This window comes from Pseudomonas sp. TH39(2020) (assembly GCF_016650715.1).
In the GTDB taxonomy this organism is placed as follows: domain Bacteria; phylum Pseudomonadota; class Gammaproteobacteria; order Pseudomonadales; family Pseudomonadaceae; genus Aquipseudomonas; species Aquipseudomonas mandelii_C.
Genome location: NZ_JAEKFF010000006.1, coordinates 574,667 through 589,534, shown reverse-complemented (window position 1 = coordinate 589,534; position 14,868 = coordinate 574,667). Strand labels below are relative to the sequence as shown.

Below are 14,868 nucleotides of genomic sequence, written 5' to 3'. Positions count from 1 at the left end.
TGCGCATATTTGCCTGATTCGCCATAGCTGCTAGTGTCCGTGAAGCTCCGCTTTTCGCTTTTTGTTTTGAAGAAGGACAGAAAAGCGGCCCCGGATAGGTTCAGGTAAAGAGGACAAGAACAATGCAACCTGATTTCTGGAATGACAAACGCCCGGCCGGCGTGCCCCTGGACATCGATCAAGGGGCCTATAAGTCGGTGATCGAGGTGTTCGAGCGTTCCTGCAAGAAATTTGCTGACCGCCCGGCATTCAGCAACATGGGCGTAACCCTGACCTACGCCGAACTGGAACGCTACAGCGCAGCGTTCGCCGGTTACCTGCAAGCCCACACCGACCTGGTGCCGGGGGATCGCATTGCGGTGCAGATGCCCAACGTCCTGCATTACCCGATTGCCGTGTTCGGTGCCTTGCGCGCCGGGCTGATCGTGGTCAACACCAACCCGCTGTACACCGCGCGGGAGATGCGTCATCAGTTCAAGGACTCCGGTGCCCGGGCGCTGGTCTACCTGAACATGTTCGGGGCCAAAGTCCAGGAAGTGCTGCCCGACACCGACATCCAGTACCTGATCGAAGCCCGGATGGGCGACCTGATGCCCACCGCCAAGGGCTGGCTGGTCAATACGATGGTGAGCAAGGTCAAGAAGATGGTCCCGGCGTACTCCTTGCCGCAGGCCACTTCCTTCAAGAGCGCGCTGCGTCTGGGCCGGGGCCTGGGCATCAAGCCGCTGAAAGTCGGGCTCGACGACATCGCCGTGCTGCAATACACCGGCGGCACCACCGGCCTGGCCAAGGGCGCGATGCTGACCCACGGCAACCTGGTGGCCAACATGCAGCAAGTGCGGGCGTGTCTGGAGCAGTTCGGCAATGACGGCCAGCCGCTGTTGCGCGAAGGGCAAGAGGTCATGGTCGCGCCGCTGCCGCTGTACCACATCTATGCCTTCACGGCGAATTGCATGTGCATGATGGTGTCGGGCAACCACAACGTGCTGATCACCAATCCACGAGACATCAAGGGCTTTATCAAGGAGCTGACGAACTGGCGGTTTTCGGCCCTGCTGGGGTTGAACACCCTGTTCGTTGCGCTGATGGATCACCCGGACTTCAAGACCCTGGATTTCTCCAGCCTCAAACTCACCAACTCCGGCGGCACCGCGCTGGTCAAGGCCACGGCCGAGCGCTGGGAACAGCTCACCGGTTGTCGCATCACCGAAGGTTACGGCCTGACTGAAACCTCGCCGGTGGCCTGCACCAACCCGTACGGCGACAAGTCGCGCCTCGGCACGGTCGGCCTGCCGGTGCCGGGCACCACGCTGAAAGTCATCAACGATGAAGGCGTCGAGCAGGCGCTGGGCGAGCGCGGCGAACTGTGCATCAAGGGCCCGCAGATCATGAAGGGCTACTGGCAGAAACCCGAAGCCACCGCCGAAGTGCTGGATGCCGAAGGCTGGTTCAAGTCTGGCGACATTGCGGTAATCGATCCGGACGGTTTTGTGCGCATCGTCGATCGCAAGAAAGACATGATCATCGTCTCGGGTTTCAACGTGTACCCGAACGAGATCGAAGACGTGGTCATGGCTCACCCGAAAGTCGCCAACTGTGCGGTGATCGGGGTGCCGGACGAGCGTTCGGGGGAGGCGGTGAAGCTGTTTGTGGTGGCCCGTGAAACGGGTGTCAGCCTTGAAGAGCTGAAGGCCTACTGCAAGGAAAACTTCACGGCGTACAAAGTGCCCAAGCACATTGTTCTGCGTGAGTCGTTGCCGATGACGCCGGTGGGCAAGATATTGCGGCGGGAGTTGCGTGATATCGCGTAACCGCTCGTAGGTCGAGGTGCTGCCAAAAGATCGCAGCCTTCGGCAGCTCCTACAGGGGATCGCATTCCTTTGTAGGAGCTGCCGAAGGCTGCGATCTTTTGCTTTTAAGCCCCATATTTATGGGGCTTTCAAGGTTGTATAGAATCTTTGCTCTAAAATGACTGCTAGCCATTCTTGAGTCATTAAAGTGACTGTAGAGGCGGCTTTTGGCTCTAGTCGGCCCTTGGCAAAGCTGCTACTCTCGGCGCGCTTTGTGACTTCTCGGCCTATATAAATAGCCAGACTCACCAACAAACACACACCAATAATAATCGCATCAAATGCGGTGATGAAATTCGCGTTGCTGAGGAGTGGGCTTCCATGATCGAAGACTTTTGGAAGGATAAGTACCCTGCCGGGATTGCTGCCGACATCAATCCGGACGAGTATCCGAATATTCAGGCAGTGTTGAAGCAGTCCTGCCAACGCTTTGCCGACAAACCGGCGTTCAGCAACCTGGGCAAGACAATCACCTACGGTGAACTGTACGAATTGTCCGGTGCCTTTGCCGCATACCTGCAACAGCATACCGACTTGCAGCCGGGCGATCGAATCGCCGTGCAGCTGCCCAACGTGTTGCAGTACCCGGTCGCCGTCTTCGGTGCCATCCGCGCCGGGCTGATCGTGGTCAACACCAACCCGCTGTACACCGCGCGGGAAATGGAACACCAATTCAACGACTCCGGTGCCAAAGCCCTGGTCTGCCTGGCCAACATGGCGCACCTGGCCCAGCTCGTCGTGCCGAAAACCGGCGTCAAGCACGTGATCGTCACCGAAGTGGCCGACCTGCTGCCGCCGCTCAAGCGCCTGCTGGTCAACAGCGTCATCAAGTATGTGAAGAAGATGGTCCCGGCGTATCACTTGCCCAAGGCCATCAAGTTCAACGACGTATTGAGCAAGGGCCACGGCCAGCCAGTGGCTGAAGCCAACCCGGCCAGCAGCGACGTTGCCGTGCTGCAATACACCGGCGGCACCACCGGCGTGGCCAAGGGCGCAATGCTGACCCATCGCAACCTGGTGGCGAACATGCTGCAGTGCAAGGCGCTGATGGGTTCCAACCTCAATGAAGGTTGCGAGGTCCTGATCACGCCGCTGCCGCTGTACCACATCTATGCCTTCACCTTTCATTGCATGGCGATGATGCTGATCGGCAACCACAACATCCTGATCAGCAACCCGCGCGATTTGACGGCGATGGTCAAGGAACTGTCGAAGTGGAAGTTCAGCGGTTTCGTCGGGCTCAATACGCTGTTTGTCGCGCTGTGCAACAACGAAGGTTTCCGCAAGCTGGATTTCTCTGCACTGAAAGTCACCCTGTCCGGTGGCATGGCCCTGCAACTGGCCGCCGCCGAGCGCTGGAAAGCGGTCACCGGTTGCGCCATCTGCGAAGGTTACGGCATGACCGAAACCAGCCCGGTGGCCACCGTCAATCCAATCCAGAACATCCAGATCGGCACCATCGGTATTCCGGTGCCGTCGACCCTGTGCAAAGTCATCGACGATGCCGGCGTTGAACAGCCGTTAGGCGACATCGGCGAGCTGTGTGTGAAAGGTCCGCAAGTGATGAAGGGCTACTGGCAGCGTCAGGACGCCACCGATGAAATCCTCGACAGCGAAGGCTGGTTGAAGACCGGTGACATCGCGCTGATCCAGCCTGACGGTTACATGCGCATCGTCGATCGCAAGAAAGACATGATTCTGGTCTCCGGTTTCAACGTGTACCCGAACGAACTGGAAGACGTGCTGGCGACCCTGCCGGGCGTGCTGCAATGCGCCGCCATCGGCGTGCCGGACGAGAAGTCGGGCGAGGCGATCAAGATCTTCATCGTCGCCAAACCGGGCGTGACGCTGACCAAGGAACAGGTGATGGAGCACATGCGCGCCAACGTCACCGGATACAAAGTGCCGAAAGCCGTGGAGTTCCGCGATGCGCTGCCGACCACCAACGTCGGCAAGATCCTGCGCCGCGAGTTGCGCGACGAAGAGCTGAAGAAGCTCGGCGTCAAGAAGGTCAGCGCGTAACAAACAAAAGCCCCGCAGATGCGGGGCTTTTTGTTGCCTGACCGGAAAGGTTCATTGTCTGTCAGACCGCTTTCGCGAGCAGGCTCGCTCCCACATGTGACCGCATTCTTCCTGGAGGAACTCGGTCAACTGTGGGAGCGAGCCTGCTCGCGAAGCTTTTAGCTCAGAGGCGGAACTGCGCGAAATTGACGTTGGTACCCGCCGGGCGCATGTCCTGGAGGTACGAGTCCTTGTCGGCGCTCAGTTCCAGGCTCAGGGCCGCTTTGCGTTTACCTTCGTTGCGCACGACCAGACCTTCGAGCTTCTCGCGCAGGAACACCGTCGGCACTTTCAGGTGCAGCAGTTCGTCGGTATCCGGGGTGTGCATCAGCAGGTGAACCCATTCGTACTGACCAATGGCCAGGCGCGCGACCGGAATATCAAACCACCAGATGTTGCGGTTGCGGTTCAATTCGGTGAAATGGCAGTTGTTGACGCCAAGCACAGCACCGCCAAGTTCCTGGTTTCTGCGGGCAATGGCCTGCTTTTTATCGAGTTTCATAACATTCCTACGGGATTGGATCTTCAGCGCCATGGCCTGAATACGTTGCGCATTCTCGGGGGTTGGCCGGCAAACATAAAGCCCAACCTGCACTGAACGATAAAATGTCGCCGTGAAAATAAATGAAACTCCGCGCAAACGCCCCCGGTCAACCTTGTGTAACGACTTTTCTCGTTCAATTGTTCACAGGAGAAACACCATGAGCAGCACTGGCGATAAAGCAAAAGGCTTGGCCAACGAAGCAGTCGGCAACGTCAAACAAGGCGTCGGCAAGGCCACCGGCAACGATAAAATGCGCACCGAAGGCGTGGTGCAGGAAAGGAAAGGCGAAGCCCAGCAAGCGGTCGGCAAAGCCAAGGATGCAATCAAGAAAGGCATCGACAAGGCGTGATCAGGCCTTTGATGAGCAACAGAAACGGCCATCCGCGGATGGCCGTTTTTGTGTCAGCCTGAACTTGCACAAGGAAATTGTTTCAAACTCGCCAAGTAGGCTACTTTGATGTAGAAAACGGCCCCTGAGTCGCCACGACTTCAACCTTTTTGCGGCGAAAGGAGACGCTAATGTTTTTCCCTCACATGAAAGGTCAGCGCCTGCACCGTGTCATGGTGCGCACGATCACCGAGTTCGTCGACGACGAGATGTCGACCTATGCCTCGGCGTTGGCCTATCAGATGCTGTTCTCGCTGTTCCCCTTCATTCTGTTCCTGATCGCCCTGATCGGTTTCCTGCACCTGCCGGACTTCTTCTCCTGGCTGCGCCTGCAATCGGAACTGGTCCTGCCGCCTCAGGCGCTGGAGCAGGTCAACCCGGTCATCGACCAGCTCCAGCAATCCAAGGGTGGCTTGCTGTCGGTCGGTATCGTGATTGCCCTGTGGACCGCGTCCGCCGGTGTGCGGCTGATGATGAGCGCGATGAACGCCGCCTACGACGTGGTCGAAGGCCGGCCGGCGTGGAAGCGTTTCCCGCTGTCGATTTTCTACACCATCGGCATCGCCGGCATGCTGCTGGTGGCCGCTGCGCTGATGGTGCTCGGGCCGCAGGTGATGGGCTGGATCGCCTCGCAAGTCGGCCTCGAAGACTTCATCGTGACCCTCTGGACCATCGTGCGCTGGCCGGTGGTCGTGATTCTGTTGATGATGGCGGTGGCGCTGATTTATTACGTCATGCCCGACGTCAAACAAGAGTTTCGCTTTATCACCCCCGGTTCGGTGCTGGCCGTGGTGGTGTGGATCCTTGCATCGGTGGGCTTCGGTCTGTACGTCAAAACATTCGCCGACTACAACGCCATGTATGGCAGTATCGGCGCGATCATCGTGCTGCTGCTGTACTTCTACATTTCCGCCGCGGTGCTGTTGCTCGGCGCCGAGATGAATGCCGTGATCGAACACATGTCGACCGAGGGCAAGGATGATGGCGAAAAATTCCCCGGCGAGCACGACCACGAACACAAACACCACGTGTCGGGACTGGGTCGGGACCACTCGATCAAGCCGACCACTGACGAAGTCATCAAATGATCCGTGAAATTCTGAAAATGGGCGACGAGCGCCTGCTGCGCATCGCCCCGCCGGTGCCTGCCGAAATGTTCGACAGCCCGGAGCTGTGGCAACTGATCGACGACATGTTCCAGACCATGGAAAGTGTCGGTGGCGTTGGCCTGGCTGCGCCGCAGATTGGCGTTGACCTGCAACTGGTGATCTTCGGTTTCGAGCACAGCGAACGCTATCCGGACGCCGAAGCGGTGCCGCAGACGATTCTGATCAACCCGTTGATTACGCCGTTGAGCCCGACGCTGGAAGAGGGTTTCGAAGGCTGCCTGTCGGTGCCCGGCCTGCGCGGCGCGGTGGATCGCTATCAGCAGATTCGCTATGAAGGTTTCGATCCAAAGGGCAATCCGATCGTGCGTGTTGCCGAGGGATTCCATGCGCGCGTAGTGCAGCATGAGTGCGATCACCTGATCGGCCGGTTGTACCCGTCGCGCATCACTGATTTCAGCAAGTTCGGGTTTACCGACGTGATGTTTCCGGATCTCGATCCTAACGCCGACGACTGATCCGAAAACACCACAACCCCCTGTGGGAGCGAGCCTGCTCGCGAAAGCGGTGTGTCATTCAACGATGATGTCGAATGAAACGCCGCCTTCGCGAGCAGGCTCGCTCCCACCAGTCGAACTCACCAACGGTTCCAGGCCCATGGCGATCATCGGTTTGCTGCGCGCGTAGCGGCTCAAGCGTTCGCTCATGGCGTAGGGCATTTGCGGATCGAAGGAAAACCCTCGGCGTTCATAAAAGCCCCGCAAATCGGGATGGCAGAACAGCCAGACCGGTTGCTCGAGACCGCGCACCGCTTCGGCGATCAGCGCCGCCGCGATGCCTTGTTCCCGACAAGCCGGATCGACGAACAATCCCGTCAACCAATGTCCGCCCGAGACTGGTCGCAAACACAGCGCGCCAATGATCTCATCGCGTCTGGCGACCCACAGCTGAGCGTCGCGGACCGCTTTCATCGACGATTGGTGAGCGCGATAAAACTTGTTCATCAAGGGCCACAAAGGCTCGGCGAGCAAGGTGTACTGGGTGTTGGGCATGGTCTTCGACTGTCGGTGCGCAAAGCGGGCGATTATAAAAGAACGCGCGCGCAGCGATAGGTGTATACCTGATCTCACATCCCGTATGAGTGGAGTAAGTATCATGGCCAAAGGCATGGATTCAAAAAAAGCGGCAAAGAAAAAACCGGCAAAAACCGCCGATGAAAAGCGCGCGGACAAGAAGGCCAAGAAGGTGGATGTGTTCGGTCATTGATCCCGCCGCTGGTAAATGATCGTTCCCACGCAGACGGTTCGACGCCTCGACGTGGGAACGACCCTCAAAAATAATCTGCAAGAAAACCCTGCTCCATTGCACAGAAGGGGACTGGTCCCCGATCTGAGCAACGCCATGCCTCATTACTTCGATACCGCCCACCGAGAAGAAATCGAAACCCTGCGCCAACGCCTCACCGCTCGCACCGAGTGGCCGACCTGGTTGCTGCTGATCGGCGTGTACACTGGTTGGTTCAGCATTGTTTTGGGGAGCCATAGGCTGGGGCTTTGGTGGAGCACTGTGCTGTTGATTCCGTTGGTGGTGCTCTGGTTATCGGTGCAGCACGAATTGCTTCACGGTCATCCCACCCGCTGGACATCGTTGAACAAGATCCTCGGCTACGCGCCGTTCGCCGTCTGGTATCCCTACACCCTGTATCGCGACAGCCATTTGCTGCATCACCGCGACGAAGACCTGACCCTCCCGGGTCGCGATCCGGAAAGCCGTTACCTGAGCGCCGAGCAGTGGCAGGGCAGTTCACTGTTCGAACAGAGTTTGCACTGGCTGAACAAAACCGTACTCGGACGCTTCGCCCTCGGGGCACCGCTGGCCTTGCTGGCGCTGGCCAGGGAAGAACTGCAACGTCTAAAGGCAGGTGAGCGGCAGGCCTGGTTGATGTGGCTGACCCACGGCACGTTGGCCCTGCTGATGTTGCTGTTTATCGCCCACTACAGCGTGCTGCCGGTGTGGCATTACCTGTTGTTGATCAGCGTGCCGGCGCTATCGATTGCGATGATTCGCTCCTACTATGAACACCGTCCCCACGCCGAGCCCGAGCAAAGAACGGTCATCAATGAAGCCGCCTGGCCGTGGCGCTGGCTGTTCCTCAACCTCAATCTGCATTTGGTGCATCACGATCTGCCGGGGCTGCCCTGGTACGACTTGCCCCGCGCCTACCACGTGCGTCGCGAGCAATGGCTGGCGCGCAGCGGCGGGTTTTTGGTGCAGGGTTATGGCCAGTTGTGGCGTCAGCACGGGGTGAAGGCTATCGACAGCCCGCGCCATCCGTTTCACTGATTTTTATGATCGACACCTGACTCCTGTGGGAGCGAGCCTGCTCGCGATAGCGGTGTTACTGGCAACATCAATGTTGAATGTAATGACCTCGCTCCCACAGTGAAATTTTGTCGCCTGGAAGGTTTCGATGACACAACACATCGCTGAGTTACTGATGTACGTCGCCCCCGAGCCGATCCGCGAGGCCAACGAGCGCTGGCTGACGCGAATGCTCGAGCGACTGGATGCCACCTGCCGCAACGCCGAGGGCCTTTCGCTGATGGACCTCTGGTTGTCCCCGCACTTGCTGTTGACCCAAACCTGCGGCTACCCGCTGATGACAGCGTTGCGCGGTCGGGTCCGGGTCATCGGTCGTCCTCGTTATGAACTGCCGGACGCCAGCGGTGGCAACCATTGCAGCCTGTTGTTGAGTCGCGCCGATGATCCACGGCGCAGCTTGCCGGCCTTTCGCGACAGTCGTGGGGTGATCAATGGCGAAGACTCCAACAGCGGCATGAACCTGCTGCGTCACCGGCTGGCGCCGCTGCATCGAGACGGGCAGTTCTTCGCCAGTGTCAGTATCAGCGGCAGCCACCGCGAAAGCCTGCGCGGGTTGCGTGAAGGGACAGCGGACCTGGCGGCCATCGACAGCGTCACCTTCGCCTATCTGGCGCGGCACGCCGAAGAAGAAGTGGCCGGCCTGCGGGTCATTGCGCGAAGTGCGTTCAGTCCGACCTTGCCGTATATCACCGCCGCGACCGTCACCGATGAACAGGCAGAGGCGCTGCGACAGGTGATGAACACGACGTTGCAGGCATTGCCCGAAGTCAGGGAAATCCTCGGTCTGCAAGAGGTATTGCCGGCCGGCGAAAGCGACTATCAGATTGTGCTCGACTATCAGCTAGAGGCTGAAGCGCTGGGGTATGGGCGATTACGGTAGGGGGGAAGAACGCAGCCTCGTTTCACTCGACAGCTGCTACGGGAAATCGGTGTACATCTGTAGCAGCTGTCGAGTGAAACGAGGCTGCGATCTTTTGATGTTAAATTCCAATATGGAATATAAAAATACTTTTTAAGTATTATTAATGAATAAGGCTCCTTGCTAGGATCGCGTCACCGGATCACCGGACATTCAGCGACCCCTAACCCTTGGAGCCTCTATGTCCGGCACCGACCTTTCCCATCGCAACGACGTGGGCGGATTGTTCCGCGCGCATTACTCCTGGCTGTGCGCACGGTTGCGCCGGTATCTGGGCGCCAGTTCCAGCGTCGAAGACATCGCTGCCGAAACCTTTTTGCAGCTACTCGAATCGCCGGGGCTGACCCCGATTCGCGAGCCTCGTGCCTTGCTCACCACCATTGCCCAGCGGTTGATCTATCAGCTCTGGCGCCGCCGTGAGCTGGAGCGCCAACACCTCGATCAGTTGCAACACCTCGATCAGCCTCAAGCGATTTCGCCCGAAGAACGGGTGCAACTGACCCAGGCCTTGCATGGCCTCGACCGTACGCTGGAGCGCTTGCCGGGCAAGGTTCGCGCAACGTTCCTGTTGTCGCGAATCGACGGTCTGACCTACCCGCAAATCGCCGCCGAACTGGGCATTTCACAGCGCTCGGTCAGCGTTTACATGACTCGTACCCAAGCCCTGTGCGCTCGGCACAGCGCCAACCAATCCTCGAATCCCCTGACCCGGAGGTCCGCATGAGATCGATCAAAACCCTGCTCGGCAGTTCGCTGCTGGCCCTGAGCCTTGTGGCAACCCACGTTCCCGCCGTGGAGAAAACTGCGCCGATCCACTTCGGCGACATCACCTGGGAAAGCGGCAGCCTGATCACCGAAATCCTGCGATTGATTGTCGAGAAAGGTTACGGCTACCCGACCGATACCTTGCCGGGCAGCACCATCAGCCTCGAAGCGGCACTGGCCAAGAACGATATCCAAGTGATCGGCGAAGAGTGGGCCGGGCGCAGTCCGGCGTGGGTCAAAGCCGCCTCGGAAGGCAAAGTGTTTGGGCTGGGCGACACGGTCAAAGGCGCCACCGAAGGCTGGTGGGTGCCGGAATACGTGATCAAGGGCGACCCCGAACGCGGCATCAAACCCCTGGCCCCGGAGCTGAAATCCGTCGCCGACCTGGCGCGCTACAAGGACGTGTTCCGCGACCCGGAAGACCCGAGCCGAGGACGCTTCCTCAACAGCCCGACCGGCTGGACCTCGGAGATCGTCAACAGTCAGAAACTCAAGGCCTATGACCTGACCGGCAGCTTCGTCAACTTCCGCACGGGTTCTGGCGCCGCGCTGGATGCCGAGGTGGCTTCGTCGATCCGCCGTGGCAAACCGGTGCTGTTCTACTACTGGTCGCCGACGCCGCTGTTGGGGCGTTTCAAACTGGTGAAACTCGACGAGCCGGCCTTCGACGCCGAAGCCTGGAAGACCCTGGCCGACGCCAATAACCCGAATCCAAAAGGCACGCGTTCGATGCCGGCAAGCCTGGCGATCGGCGTGTCCGCGCCGTTCAAGGCGCAGTACCCGGACCTGGTGGCGTTCTTCGAAAAGGTCGACCTGCCGATCGATCTGCTGAACCACACGCTCGGCCAAATGAGCGAAAAACGCCTGCAACCGCGTCAGGTGGCCGAAGCGTTTTTGCGGGATCAGCCGCAGGTGTGGAAGGGCTGGGTGCCCGGTGAAGTGGCCACCAAAGTGAGTGCAAGTTTGTAGGTCAGTGGCGCCTGGAAGATAGCCTTCACGGGCAAGCCTTACTCCGACTCAGCGGCCAATGCAGCCTTCACGGTTTGCCGCTGATCAACCCTCGTCTGAAACCGCGCCAACGCCGGCCACTCATTCAAATCGATTGCAAACAGGTGCGCCCACCGCAACACCGTAAACAAATACGCATCGGCAATGCTGAACCCGTCAGCCATCAAATAATCCTGGCGCTCCAGCGTCTGGCTCAACACAACAAACCGCTTGAACAGTTTCTCCTTGATCAGCGCTTTGACCTCATCCGGGAACTGCGAACTGAACAGCCAGCCCAGCCCGCCATGAATCTCTGTCGAAATGAAATTCAGCCATTCCTGCAACCGTACCCGCTCGAACGTCCCGCTCACCGGTGCCAGGTTCGCTTCGGGGCGCAGGTCTGCCAGGTATTGCAGGATTGCCGGGCCTTCGGTCAGCACTTGGCCATTGTCCAGTTGCAATGCCGCGACGTAACCCTTGGGGTTGATGGCGAGGAAGTCCTCGCCGCTGGCAGTTCTCTTGGTGGTGTTGTCGACGCGGATCAATTCGAACGACAGATCCAGTTCGCGCAGCACGATATGCGGCGCCAGCGAGCAGGCGTGTGGGGCGTAATACAACTTCATTGGCAGGGCTCTGGCTGGGGATTTGCGCCAGTGTCATAGTGCGCGGCACCTTCGGTAAAATTAATCTTTCAGAAAACCACCATAAGGAAAGCTACTGCCATGATGAATCTGATGCATTGGCGAATGGTGGTGGCGGTGGCTGATACGGGCAACATTACCCGGGCTGCCGAACGGGTCGGCATGACGCAATCCGGTGCCAGCCAGGCTTTGGCGTTGATTGAAGAGACCCTGGGCGTTCAGCTGTTCAGTCGAGAGAATCGCCAGACTTTGCCGACGGCAATAGGCCTGACTGTGATCGAACACGCGAGAACCATGCTCGGTGCTCTGGAAACCATTCGCAGTACTGTCGATTCCACCAAAGATATTCAGCGCGGGACGATTCGCCTGGCCAGTTTCCCCATGGTGTTGGCGACTTTCCTGCCGCCGCTGCTGCGTCAGTTCAATCGGCTTTATCCCGGCATTCAGGTGGTCGCGCTGGAGGTCAGCGACGATGAAGTGGAAACGCTGCTCGGCGCCGGGCTGGTGGATGTTGGCGTGGTGTTGAACCCGGCGCCCGAGCGCAATGCCGGTCGCTTGGGACGTGATGCCTGGATGGCGGTGGTGCCTGGCGGCCATCCCTTGGCTCGCCGTTCCAATGAAGAAGGCGTCTCTCTGGCGGAGTTGGCGGAGCAACCTTTTGTACTGGCCACGGGCGGTTGTTCGACCAACGCTCGCAGCCTGGCAACCGATGCCGGACTGCAGCTGCACGACGTTCGGGTCGAGGTCCGTGAATGGAGCAGTGCGTTCACCCTGGTGCGGGAAAACATCGGCGTGACGCTGGTGCCGGAGATGACTCTGCCGAGCCAACTTCAGGGGCTGCGCGTGGTACCGGTGACTCCGCGTATCGATCGAGAGTTTGCCTTGGTGGCCGCTGCGAACAAGTCACCTTCGGCGGTGGTGCAGGCGTTGTTGGGGATGCTCGCTGAGACAACAGATAAACTGATACCGGCAACGTAGAAAGGGTCCCGCTAGAGGGACCCTTTTCAGTTGTTCCAGTGCCGTTAAAGCGAGGCGAGAAACTTGTCGACCACCTGGCTGCTGCCTTTGTCGCTGCTGCCGTTGTCTTTCTCGGCCTGCGCCAGTTTGATCTTGTCTTGCATGCGCTCGGCAATCTCTTTACCGATCGCCAGTTGTTTTTCCGGCGGCATGGCTTTTAAGTCATCTTCCGTCAGCCCCATCTCTTCGAGGATGCTGTCGCGCAACCGCTGCTCCGGCGTTTTGTTCATGTACGCCTTAAAGGCGTTCGTGGCTGTTTCAACATCGGCCGGTAGTTGGGCGGACGAGGCTTGCAGTCCCACGCGGGTTTTGGCGAACGCCTCGTCGACGTTATCGCTGATCCGGGTCGCTTCGCTGACCTGTTGCGTGGCGATTTGGCTGGCGGAGTCCTGGACCTGCTTAGTGGCCTGCGTGGTTTGCGCCTGCACATTGTTTTGCAGGGCTTGGGTCATGGCGGCTTGCAGGCCGCCCTGAAGTCCGGCGGCGGCGTCCGTGATCGGTTCGTCGCCGGGCCGCTTGGGGAGGGGCGCCACCAGGTTTTGTTTTGCACTGACCAACATGATGAGTAGACCTTGTAGGTATTTGCGGTGCAGTGCTTTGAGCAAATAGTATGCCTTGTTAAAAAAGCTAACAAAATCAATTATTTATGTTTTTACGTCGAGCAAGTGACGAATGATCAGGGTCAACCTTTGCCGCCGGGCGGCAGAGGTCGACCGCACGGTGGCTCAGCGATGAGCGATGTTTTCCAGTGCCAGGTTGCGGGTTCTTGGGCCGAACCAGCCGATGGTGATCATCACGATCAGCATGCTACTGACAATGAACGCCAGCACCCCCGGCGTGCCGAAGTGCTCGAGGAAAATCCCGATCAGTAAACTGCTGAACACCGTCGACAATCGACTGAATGAATAACAAAATCCCACCGCCCTGGCGCGGATGTTGGTCGGGAACAATTCGCTTTGGTAAGAGTGATAACTGAAGCTCAGCCAGGCATTACAGAAGGTGATCATCACCCCGCAGAAGATCAGGCCGAAGGCGCTGGTTTGCCAGGCGAACAGCGTACCGAAGGTCATGGCGCCCAAGGCCGATCCGACAATCTGCCACTTGTTCTCGAAGCGGTTGGCGAACTTCACGAACAGCAACGGCCCGAGCGGGTAGGCGAGGGTGATGATGAACGCGTACATCAGGCTGTGCGTCACGCTCACGCCCTGGCCGGAGAGCAGCGCCGGCAACCAGTTGCCGAAGCCGAAGAAACCGATGGCCTGGAACACGTGGAAGACAATCAGCATCAACGCCCGACGGCGATAAGGCGGCTGCCAGATATCGGCGAAACGCCCCGAGCCCTGAACATCCACCACCGCCAACTCCGGTTCATCCAGCGGCTTGCCCTGATCCTTCACGCAGCGGGCTTCGATGCCATCGAGAATCTTGCTGGCTTCGTCGAACCGTCCATGCTGGGCCAACCAGCGCGGCGACTCCGGCAACCGCGAACGCAGCCACCAGATGAACAGCGCAAACACCGCGCTCGCCAACACCACCCAACGCCAGCCGGACACACCGAACGGCGCTTGCGGCACCAGCCACCACGACATCAACGCCACCGCCGGCACCGACAGAAACTGCACGAAAAACGCAAAGGCAAATGCCGAACTGCGCATGCGTTTTGGCACCAGTTCCGAGAGGTAGGCGTCGATGGTCACCAGTTCGATGCCCAGTCCGATACCCACCAGAAAGCGCATGCAGATGATGCCGAGGGCTGAACTCTGAACGCCCATCGCCACCGTCGCGACGGTGTACCAGATCAGTGCGAAAGTGAAGATCGCACGTCGACCGAAGCGGTCGGCCAACGGGCTCAACAGACTCGCGCCAAGGAACAGCCCGAGAAACGTCGCCGAGGCGAAGGCGGCCTGATCTGAGAAGCCGAACACGCCTTGGTTGCCGGTGGCGAAGATGCCGTCGCGAATCAGGCCGGGGCTGATGTAGGCCGTCTGGAACAAGTCATAGAGCTCGAAAAAACCACCGATCGAGAGCAGCGCCACCAGCCGCCAGATCGTGGAGACGGCGGGGAGTCGGTCGATGCGGGCGGAAATTTGCGCGGCCCGGACGGGGTCGATTCCGTCAGGTTGAGCAAAGGCGGGGGAGTGAGCAGTCATGGGCTGATCCAATGCTTATCGTTGGAGAAGCTTAGCCTGCTATCGGAAATGAATGATT

At 59.0% G+C, this 14,868-nt stretch carries 15 protein-coding genes; 10 read left to right on the top strand and 5 right to left on the bottom strand.

From position 1 onward, the window contains the following. Nucleotides 1–122: 122 nt before the first annotated feature. On the top strand, nucleotides 123–1,811 hold the full coding sequence (gene fadD2, locus JFU47_RS10755) for a long-chain-fatty-acid--CoA ligase FadD2 (RefSeq protein ID WP_201182885.1): 1,689 nt from the start codon (nucleotides 123–125) through the stop codon (nucleotides 1,809–1,811). A gap of 360 nt (nucleotides 1,812–2,171) precedes the next feature. Continuing rightward, a complete protein-coding gene (gene fadD1, locus JFU47_RS10750) occupies nucleotides 2,172–3,872 on the top strand; it encodes a long-chain-fatty-acid--CoA ligase FadD1 (protein WP_123367194.1) in 1,701 nt (566 codons plus the stop codon). A gap of 163 nt (nucleotides 3,873–4,035) precedes the next feature. On the opposite strand, the gene JFU47_RS10745 is transcribed toward fadD1, so the two are convergent. Then, on the bottom strand, nucleotides 4,036–4,413 hold the full coding sequence (locus JFU47_RS10745; RefSeq protein ID WP_033056806.1) for a hypothetical protein: 378 nt from the start codon (nucleotides 4,411–4,413) through the stop codon (nucleotides 4,036–4,038). Nucleotides 4,414–4,612: 199 nt separating this feature from the next. On the opposite strand from JFU47_RS10745, the gene JFU47_RS10740 reads away from it, so the two are divergent. From JFU47_RS10740 to def, 3 genes are all read left to right on the top strand, one after another. Beyond that, nucleotides 4,613–4,804, top strand: a complete 192-nt coding sequence (locus JFU47_RS10740) for a CsbD family protein (protein WP_129437765.1) — start codon at nucleotides 4,613–4,615, stop codon at nucleotides 4,802–4,804. Nucleotides 4,805–4,974: 170 nt separating this feature from the next. Further along, entirely contained in the window at nucleotides 4,975–5,931 is a 957-nt protein-coding gene (locus JFU47_RS10735) for a YihY/virulence factor BrkB family protein (RefSeq protein WP_201182883.1), read from the top strand. Further along, on the top strand, nucleotides 5,928–6,467 hold the full coding sequence (gene def / locus JFU47_RS10730) for a peptide deformylase (protein WP_123367191.1): 540 nt from the start codon (nucleotides 5,928–5,930) through the stop codon (nucleotides 6,465–6,467). The genes JFU47_RS10735 and def overlap by 4 nt, the downstream gene beginning before the upstream one ends. Nucleotides 6,468–6,521: 54 nt before the next feature. Here def and JFU47_RS10725 read toward each other — a convergent pair whose 3' ends face one another. Next, entirely contained in the window at nucleotides 6,522–7,001 is a 480-nt protein-coding gene (locus JFU47_RS10725; protein WP_201182881.1) for a GNAT family N-acetyltransferase, read from the bottom strand. 349 nt (nucleotides 7,002–7,350) lie between these two features. Here JFU47_RS10725 and JFU47_RS10720 point away from each other — a divergent pair, with 349 nt between their 5' ends. From JFU47_RS10720 to JFU47_RS10705, 4 genes are all read left to right on the top strand, one after another. Then, nucleotides 7,351–8,292 (top strand): fatty acid desaturase, encoded by a 942-nt coding sequence (locus JFU47_RS10720; RefSeq protein ID WP_201182879.1) that lies wholly within the window; start codon nucleotides 7,351–7,353, stop codon nucleotides 8,290–8,292. Between the two features lie 127 nt (nucleotides 8,293–8,419). Continuing rightward, entirely contained in the window at nucleotides 8,420–9,211 is a 792-nt protein-coding gene (locus tag JFU47_RS10715; RefSeq protein ID WP_201182877.1) for a phosphate/phosphite/phosphonate ABC transporter substrate-binding protein, read from the top strand. A gap of 220 nt (nucleotides 9,212–9,431) precedes the next feature. Beyond that, nucleotides 9,432–9,974, top strand: a complete 543-nt coding sequence (locus JFU47_RS10710) for a sigma-70 family RNA polymerase sigma factor (protein WP_201182875.1) — start codon at nucleotides 9,432–9,434, stop codon at nucleotides 9,972–9,974. Continuing rightward, nucleotides 9,971–10,984 carry an ABC transporter substrate-binding protein gene (locus JFU47_RS10705; RefSeq protein ID WP_201182873.1) on the top strand — a complete coding sequence of 338 codons (1,014 nt, stop codon included), beginning with the start codon at nucleotides 9,971–9,973 and terminating at the stop codon, nucleotides 10,982–10,984. Before JFU47_RS10710 ends, JFU47_RS10705 begins: the two co-directional genes overlap by 4 nt. A 38-nt stretch (nucleotides 10,985–11,022) precedes the next feature. Here JFU47_RS10705 and gstA read toward each other — a convergent pair whose 3' ends face one another. Continuing rightward, nucleotides 11,023–11,625, bottom strand: coding sequence for a glutathione transferase GstA (gene gstA / locus JFU47_RS10700; RefSeq protein WP_201182871.1), 603 nt, complete (start codon nucleotides 11,623–11,625; stop codon nucleotides 11,023–11,025). 99 nt (nucleotides 11,626–11,724) lie between these two features. Here gstA and JFU47_RS10695 point away from each other — a divergent pair, with 99 nt between their 5' ends. Next, nucleotides 11,725–12,621 carry a LysR family transcriptional regulator gene (locus JFU47_RS10695; RefSeq protein WP_201182870.1) on the top strand — a complete coding sequence of 299 codons (897 nt, stop codon included), beginning with the start codon at nucleotides 11,725–11,727 and terminating at the stop codon, nucleotides 12,619–12,621. Between the two features lie 44 nt (nucleotides 12,622–12,665). Here JFU47_RS10695 and JFU47_RS10690 read toward each other — a convergent pair whose 3' ends face one another. Beyond that, on the bottom strand, nucleotides 12,666–13,220 hold the full coding sequence (locus tag JFU47_RS10690; RefSeq protein WP_201182868.1) for a hypothetical protein: 555 nt from the start codon (nucleotides 13,218–13,220) through the stop codon (nucleotides 12,666–12,668). A 165-nt stretch (nucleotides 13,221–13,385) separates the two neighbouring features. Next, nucleotides 13,386–14,810, bottom strand: coding sequence for an MFS transporter (locus tag JFU47_RS10685; RefSeq protein WP_201182866.1), 1,425 nt, complete (start codon nucleotides 14,808–14,810; stop codon nucleotides 13,386–13,388). Nucleotides 14,811–14,868: the final 58 nt, after the last annotated feature.